Annotated in this window: 6 protein-coding genes; 3 read left to right on the forward strand and 3 right to left on the reverse strand. The window is 66.8% G+C overall.

Features of this window, described 5'->3' with window-relative positions; genetic code table 11:
• The first annotated feature begins 285 nt into the window (after positions 1-285).
• Together cbpD and FFS27_RS26760 are read left to right on the forward strand one after the other, a co-directional pair.
• Complete coding sequence (gene cbpD, locus FFS27_RS26755; protein ID WP_003109418.1) at positions 286-1,455, forward strand: chitin-binding protein CbpD; 1,170 nt, start codon at positions 286-288, stop codon at positions 1,453-1,455.
• A gap of 176 nt (positions 1,456-1,631) precedes the next feature.
• Positions 1,632-2,594, forward strand: coding sequence for a threonine dehydratase (locus FFS27_RS26760; protein ID WP_003140849.1), 963 nt, complete (start codon positions 1,632-1,634; stop codon positions 2,592-2,594).
• A gap of 10 nt (positions 2,595-2,604) precedes the next feature.
• Here the strand turns inward: FFS27_RS26760 and FFS27_RS26765 are convergent, their stop codons facing one another.
• From FFS27_RS26765 to FFS27_RS26775, 3 genes are all read right to left on the reverse strand, one after another.
• Positions 2,605-3,024 carry an MAPEG family protein gene (locus FFS27_RS26765; RefSeq protein ID WP_003085846.1) on the reverse strand — a complete coding sequence of 140 codons (420 nt, stop codon included), beginning with the start codon at positions 3,022-3,024 and terminating at the stop codon, positions 2,605-2,607.
• Positions 3,025-3,277: 253 nt separating this feature from the next.
• Positions 3,278-4,228: a thioredoxin-disulfide reductase gene (trxB, locus tag FFS27_RS26770; protein ID WP_003114229.1), complete on the reverse strand. Its 951-nt coding sequence runs from the start codon at positions 4,226-4,228 to the stop codon at positions 3,278-3,280.
• 133 nt (positions 4,229-4,361) lie between these two features.
• Positions 4,362-4,961, reverse strand: a complete 600-nt coding sequence (locus FFS27_RS26775) for a peroxiredoxin (RefSeq protein ID WP_003085842.1) — start codon at positions 4,959-4,961, stop codon at positions 4,362-4,364.
• A gap of 185 nt (positions 4,962-5,146) precedes the next feature.
• Between FFS27_RS26775 and FFS27_RS26780 the strand changes: the two genes are divergently transcribed.
• On the forward strand, positions 5,147-6,145 hold a 999-nt coding region (locus FFS27_RS26780), incomplete at its 3' end, for a CHASE4 domain-containing protein (RefSeq protein WP_335926977.1).

Below are 6,145 nucleotides of genomic sequence, written 5' to 3' on the forward strand. Positions count from 1 at the left end.
AACGATCAGTGTCCGCGCCCGGCTGCGGCCGGGCGCGGACACTGATCGTTCTGACAGGTGCGCCACCTTCCCGCCGGCTTCCCTTCCCCGCCCCCATGGCGGCCCTTTGCCTGCCTCTACCGGCTCACAGTGCGGGTGCCGACCGCTTTGCATTCCGCGACATCCATCAGGAATGGGTAGCGAATCTGACCGGCCCGTCACATTTGGTAGGGACCTCAAACCGGCACCGAGGGCTAGGATCAGCCCGCTTCGAAATGAATCCGGTTCTGGAAAAAAGGACTTGTCATGAAACACTACTCAGCCACCCTGGCACTCCTGCCACTCACCCTCGCCCTGTTCCTGCCCCAGGCAGCCCATGCCCACGGCTCGATGGAAACGCCGCCCAGTCGGGTCTACGGCTGCTTCCTCGAAGGTCCGGAGAATCCCAAGTCGGCCGCCTGCAAGGCCGCCGTCGCCGCCGGCGGCACCCAGGCGCTGTACGACTGGAATGGCGTCAACCAGGGCAACGCCAACGGCAACCACCAGGCGGTGGTCCCCGACGGCCAGCTCTGCGGCGCCGGCAAGGCACTGTTCAAGGGCCTGAACCTGGCTCGCAGCGACTGGCCCAGCACTGCCATCGCGCCGGACGCCAGCGGCAACTTCCAGTTCGTCTACAAGGCCAGCGCGCCGCACGCCACCCGCTACTTCGACTTCTACATCACCAAGGACGGCTACAACCCCGAGAAGCCGCTGGCCTGGAGCGACCTGGAACCCGCGCCGTTCTGCTCGATCACCAGCGTCAAGCTGGAGAACGGCACCTACCGGATGAACTGCCCGCTGCCCCAGGGCAAGACCGGCAAGCATGTGATCTATAACGTCTGGCAGCGCTCGGACAGCCCGGAAGCCTTCTACGCCTGCATCGACGTGAGCTTCAGCGGCGCCGTCGCCAACCCCTGGCAAGCGCTGGGCAACCTGCGCGCGCAGCAGGACCTGCCGGCCGGTGCCACCGTCACCCTGCGCCTGTTCGATGCCCAGGGCCGCGACGCCCAGCGTCACAGCCTGACCCTGGCCCAGGGCAACAACGGTGCCAAGCAATGGCCGCTGGCGCTGGCGCAGAAGGTCAACCAGGACTCCACCCTGGTCAACGTCGGCGTGCTGGATGCCTACGGGGCGGTCAGCCCGGTGGCCAGCTCGCAGGACAACCAGGTCTACGTGCGCCAGGCCGGCTACCGCTTCCAGGTCGACATCGAACTGCCGGTCGAGGGCGGCGGCGAGCAGCCGGGCGGCGACGGCAAGGTCGACTTCGACTATCCGCAAGGCCTGCAGCAATACGACGCCGGGACCGTAGTGCGCGGTGCCGATGGCAAGCGCTACCAGTGCAAGCCCTACCCGAACTCCGGCTGGTGCAAGGGCTGGGACCTCTACTACGCCCCGGGCAAGGGCATGGCCTGGCAGGACGCCTGGACCCTGCTGTAACGCCCTCGACTGCCGCCCGCTCCGGGCGGCAGTCGTTTTCGCCGCCAGGCACCCGCCGCGAGACGGCGAATCCGCGCAACGGTACAGTCCCCCGGCGAAACCCTGGCTACGTGTGCCTGTTCAATCTGCCGTGCGCTCCCTAGGCTGGTCCGACCACCAGCACGGGGAAACCACGCATGCCTTTTTCTCTCGCCTCCCTCCAACAAGCCGCCGCCATCGTCCACCAGAGCCTGCCGCCGACGCCGCAGATACGCTGGCCACTGCTATGCGAGGCACTGGGTTGCGAAGTGTGGATGAAGCACGAGAACCACCTGCCGGTGGGGGCCTTCAAGCTGCGCGGCGGCCTGGTGTATTTCCACCACCTGGCGCACCAGGGTGAGCGGCCGGCCGGCGTGATCAGCGCCACCCGCGGCAACCACGGCCAGTCGGTGGCCTTCTCGGCGAGCCGCTACGGCATCCAGCCGATCATCGTCGTGCCGCACGGCAACAGCCGCGAGAAGAACGCGGCGATGCGCAGCCTCGGCGCGGAGCTGATCGAGCATGGCGAGGACTTCCAGGCCTCCCGCGAATACGCCGCCGAGCGCGCCCGGCACGAAGGCCTGCACCTGATTCCGGCGTTCCATCCCTGGCTGGTGGCCGGGGTCGCCAGCTACAGCCTGGAGTTGTTCGCCGCGCTGGCCGACCTTGACGAAGTCTACGTGCCGATCGGTATGGGTTCGGGCATCTGCGGCCTGATCGCCGCGCGCGACGCGCTGGGCCTGAAGACCCGCATCGTCGGCGTGGTGTCCGCCCATGCGCCGGCCTACGCCCTGTCGTTCGAGGCCGGCACGGCGATCAGCCACCCGGTCGACACCCGCCTGGCCGACGGCATGGCGTGCAGTACGCCGGACCCGAGCGCGCTGGAAATGATCCTGGCCGGCGCCGATCGCCTGGTGCGGGTCAGCGACAGGGAGATCGGCGCGGCCATGCGCCTGTGCTTCACCAGCACCCACAACGTCGCCGAGGGCGCCGGGGTGGCGGCGCTGGCCGCCGCCTGGCAGGAGCGCGAGCGCCTGAAGGGGCTGAAGGTAGGCCTGATCCTCAGCGGAGCGAACGTCGACCGCGAGGTATTCGCCGAGCAACTGGCCGCCGGCGACTGAGCCGGCGCCGCTAGGCCAGCCCCGCGAGGAGCAGCAGCCACCAGGCGAGTACCAGCAACTGCACGAAGAAGCCGGCGAAACGCAGCCAGACGAACAGCGCGGAGGTGCTGACCAGGTGCATCAGCGACTGGAACAGCCGGGCGCCGAGCACCAGTGGCGCCAACGGGTCGGTCAGGCTGCTCTGCCCGCTGGCGATCGCGTAGAGCAGCGCGCCGGCCAGCAGCGGCAGGTTCTCCACGCAGTTGGCATGGACTCGCACCAGCCGCTGGCCGAAACCGCCAGGCGTGTTGCTGCCATCGGCGGCGAAGGCGTTCACCGCCATCCGCCCGCCGAGTACCAGCAGGCCGCGCTGGCTGACCAGCAGGAAGACCAGCAACAGGGTCCAGGCGATCAGGCCGAGCAGGCAGATCGCGCTAGGGCTGAGAAACATGGATGACGCTCCTTCTATTGTCTTGTCGTGGGAAGGATGAAGCGTCTGGATTCTAGGCCGGCTAGAGCAATTGCTCTATTCGCAGTCCGCCGTCCTTAAGTCGTGTTCTGCCGGTACGCCGCTCGGCCCCGATGTCCGCCGTCGGCGGATGCGTAACCGGACGACCCACTGCCCGCGGCTTTCCGAACGGACAAAGAAAAGCCCCGCCGAAGCGGGGCCTTCCTTGCACGCAGCACTCAGGGCTGTCTTCTCATCAGAGCGAATCGAGATAGCGCTCCACATCCAGCGCGGCCATGCAGCCGGCGCCGGCCGAGGTGATCGCCTGGCGGTAGACGTGGTCGGCCACGTCGCCGGCGGCGAACACACCCGGTACGTTGGTCGCGGTGGCGTTGCCTTCGCGCCCGCCGTTGACCACCAGGTAGCCGTCCTTCAGGGCCAGTTGCCCTTCGAACAGCGAGGTATTGGGAGTATGGCCGATGGCGACGAACATGCCATCCACGGCGATCTCCTCGCTGCCACCATCGCGGGTCTTCAGGCGCACTCCGGTGACGCCCATCGTGTCGCCAAGCACCTCATCGACCTCGGCGTTGAGCTTGAGCACTATCTTGCCTTCGGCGACCCGCGCCTGCAGCTTGTCCTGGAGGATCTTCTCGGCGCGGAAGGTCTCGCGACGATGCACCAGGGTCACCCGGCTGGCGATGTTGGCCAGGTACAGGGCCTCTTCGACAGCGGTATTGCCGCCGCCGATCACCGCCACTTCGCGGTTGCGGTAGAAGAAACCGTCGCAGGTGGCGCAGGCCGACACGCCCTTGCCCATGAACGCCTGCTCCGACGGCAACCCCAGGTAGCGCGCGCTGGCACCGGTGGCGACGATCAGTGCGTCGCAGGTGTAGGTGCCATTGTCGCCGCGCAGGGTGAACGGCTTGCCGGCCAGGTCCACGGCATGGATGTGGTCGAAGACGATCTCGGTCTCGAAGCGCTCGGCGTGCTCCTGCATCCGCTGCATCAGTGCCGGGCCGGTCAGGCCGTGGGGATCGCCCGGCCAGTTGTCGACCTCGGTGGTGGTGGTCAACTGGCCGCCGGCCTGCATGCCGGTGATCAGCAGCGGCTTGAGGTTGGCGCGCGCGGCGTAGACAGCCGCGCTGTAACCGGCGGGACCGGAACCGAGAATGATCACTCGGGCGTGGCGGAGGGTATCGGGCATCTCGTCGGACTCCTGCCGACATCAGCGTCGGCGCGAATAAAAACGGGGCCACCAAAGCACATGGGGAAGGCTTGGAAGGAGCGGTCGCCCCGGAAAAAGGTCGGTCGGGCACACTTCGCGCCCGCCATCGGGATCACAGAGCCTCGGCGTTCTCGGCCAGGTACGAGGCCACGCCCTCGGCGCTCGCCTTCATGCCTTTCTGGCCCTTGCGCCAGCCGGCCGGGCAGACCTCGCCGTGTTCCTCGGTGAACTGCAGGGCCTCGACCAGACGCACCATCTCGTCCACCTCGCGCCCCAGCGGCAGGTTGTTCACCACCTGGTGCTGGACCACCCCGGCGCGGTCGATCAGGAACGAAGCACGCAAGGCCACGCCGTCCTCGTGCTCGATGCCGTAGGCGCGGGTGATCTCGTGCTTGACGTCGGCGACCATGGTGAACTCGACTGCGCCGATGCCGCCCTTCTCCACCGGCGTGCTGCGCCAGGCGTGATGGGTGAACTGCGAGTCGATGGAGACACCGACCACCTCGACGCCCAGCTCGCGGAACTTATCCATGCGGTTGTTGTGGGCGATGATTTCCGAGGGGCAGACGAAAGTGAAGTCGAGCGGCCAGAAGAACAGCACGACGTACTTGCCGCGCAGGCTGGAAAGCTGGAACGCATCGACGATGGAACCGTCGCCGAGGACCGCGGCGGCAGTGAAGTCGGGGGCTTGCTTGTTGACCAGTACGCTCATCGTCGAGGCTCCTAGAAGGTTGGGTTGCGCCTGGCGACGCCAGGCTCCCGGAAGAATATGCAGCGCAGGTTACCCAGCCACGACGATACATTGAAATGTCGAATTTCAATTCGCACGATAGAGTCCGCCTATGCTCTCAACCTGCGGCTAGACTCATGCTGTCGTCCATTACCCGTCCTCACCGCATGCCCCTACGCACACGCCTGCTCTGGCTGTTCCTGCCGTTGCTGGCCGCCAGTCTCGGCGGTATCTGGCTCTTGTCGGAAAGCATCCTGCTGAGCCGTTTCGACCGAGAGGACCAGCAACGCCTGCAAGAGGGCGCCACCGTCCTGCACAACCGGCTGGACTTCGAGTTGAAGCGCCACCTGGACATCGTTCGCACCTACGCCTGGTGGGATGCCAGCTACGACTTCATCCAGCGCCCCAACGAGACCTTCGAACAGGAAAACCTCGACCACGAGATGCTCGACGACCTGGGATTCGACTTCGTCCTGTTCCTCGACGACCGGGGTCACCTGCAACTGAAGCAGTGGTCCCCGCCCGCGCCCGACCAGCGCGTGCTCTTCGGCGCCCCCTCGGCGAGCGACCAGGCCCTGCTCGAGGCACTGCAGCAACGCGCCATCCGCCTCGGCGCGCTGGACTTTCGCGGACGCACCGACCACAGCCTGAGCGAGTTGCTGCTGGTCGACAACCTGCCGACCCTGCTGGTCAGCGTGCCTATCAGCAACAACCAGGGTAGCGCGCCGGCGAAGGGCGCGATCCTCGCCGGCTACTTCCTCGACCGGGAACGCCTGGCCAACCTCCGCGAACAGATGCAGGCCGACCTGCAACCGATGCCCAACATCGCCACCGACTCCACCTGGAAGCCGCTGCGCAGCCGCAGCGGCAGTACCCACAACCAGGCCCTGCTCAGCCCACGGCGGTTCATCGGCGAACATGTCCAGCAGGTCTCGGTGCAGTACCTGAGTTCCAGCGGCGAGCCGCAGCTGCGTTTCGACATCACCAAGAGACGCCTGCTCTACATCCAGGGCGAGAAGGCCATCAACTTCTTCCTCGGCGCCTCCCTGCTGGTCGCGCTGGGCGCTTTCCTGGTCGGCTACCTGGCCCTGGAGCTGTGGGTCCTGCGCCGGGTCCAACGGCTCAACCGGGAGGTCGCCGAAGTCGGACGCAACGCCCACTCGATA

The sequence above is a fragment of the Pseudomonas sp. 2VD genome (assembly GCF_005503585.1).
GTDB lineage: Bacteria > Pseudomonadota > Gammaproteobacteria > Pseudomonadales > Pseudomonadaceae > Pseudomonas > Pseudomonas aeruginosa.

Coding starts and splice junctions, on each gene's coding strand:
- trxB (WP_003114229.1), bottom strand. CDS start 4,228: ATGCCCGATACCCTCCGCCACGCCCGAGTGATCATTCTCGGTTCCGGT.
- cbpD (WP_003109418.1), top strand. CDS start 286: ATGAAACACTACTCAGCCACCCTGGCACTCCTGCCACTCACCCTCGCC.
- FFS27_RS26760 (WP_003140849.1), top strand. CDS start 1,632: ATGCCTTTTTCTCTCGCCTCCCTCCAACAAGCCGCCGCCATCGTCCAC.
- FFS27_RS26765 (WP_003085846.1), bottom strand. CDS start 3,024: ATGTTTCTCAGCCCTAGCGCGATCTGCCTGCTCGGCCTGATCGCCTGG.
- FFS27_RS26775 (WP_003085842.1), bottom strand. CDS start 4,961: ATGAGCGTACTGGTCAACAAGCAAGCCCCCGACTTCACTGCCGCCGCG.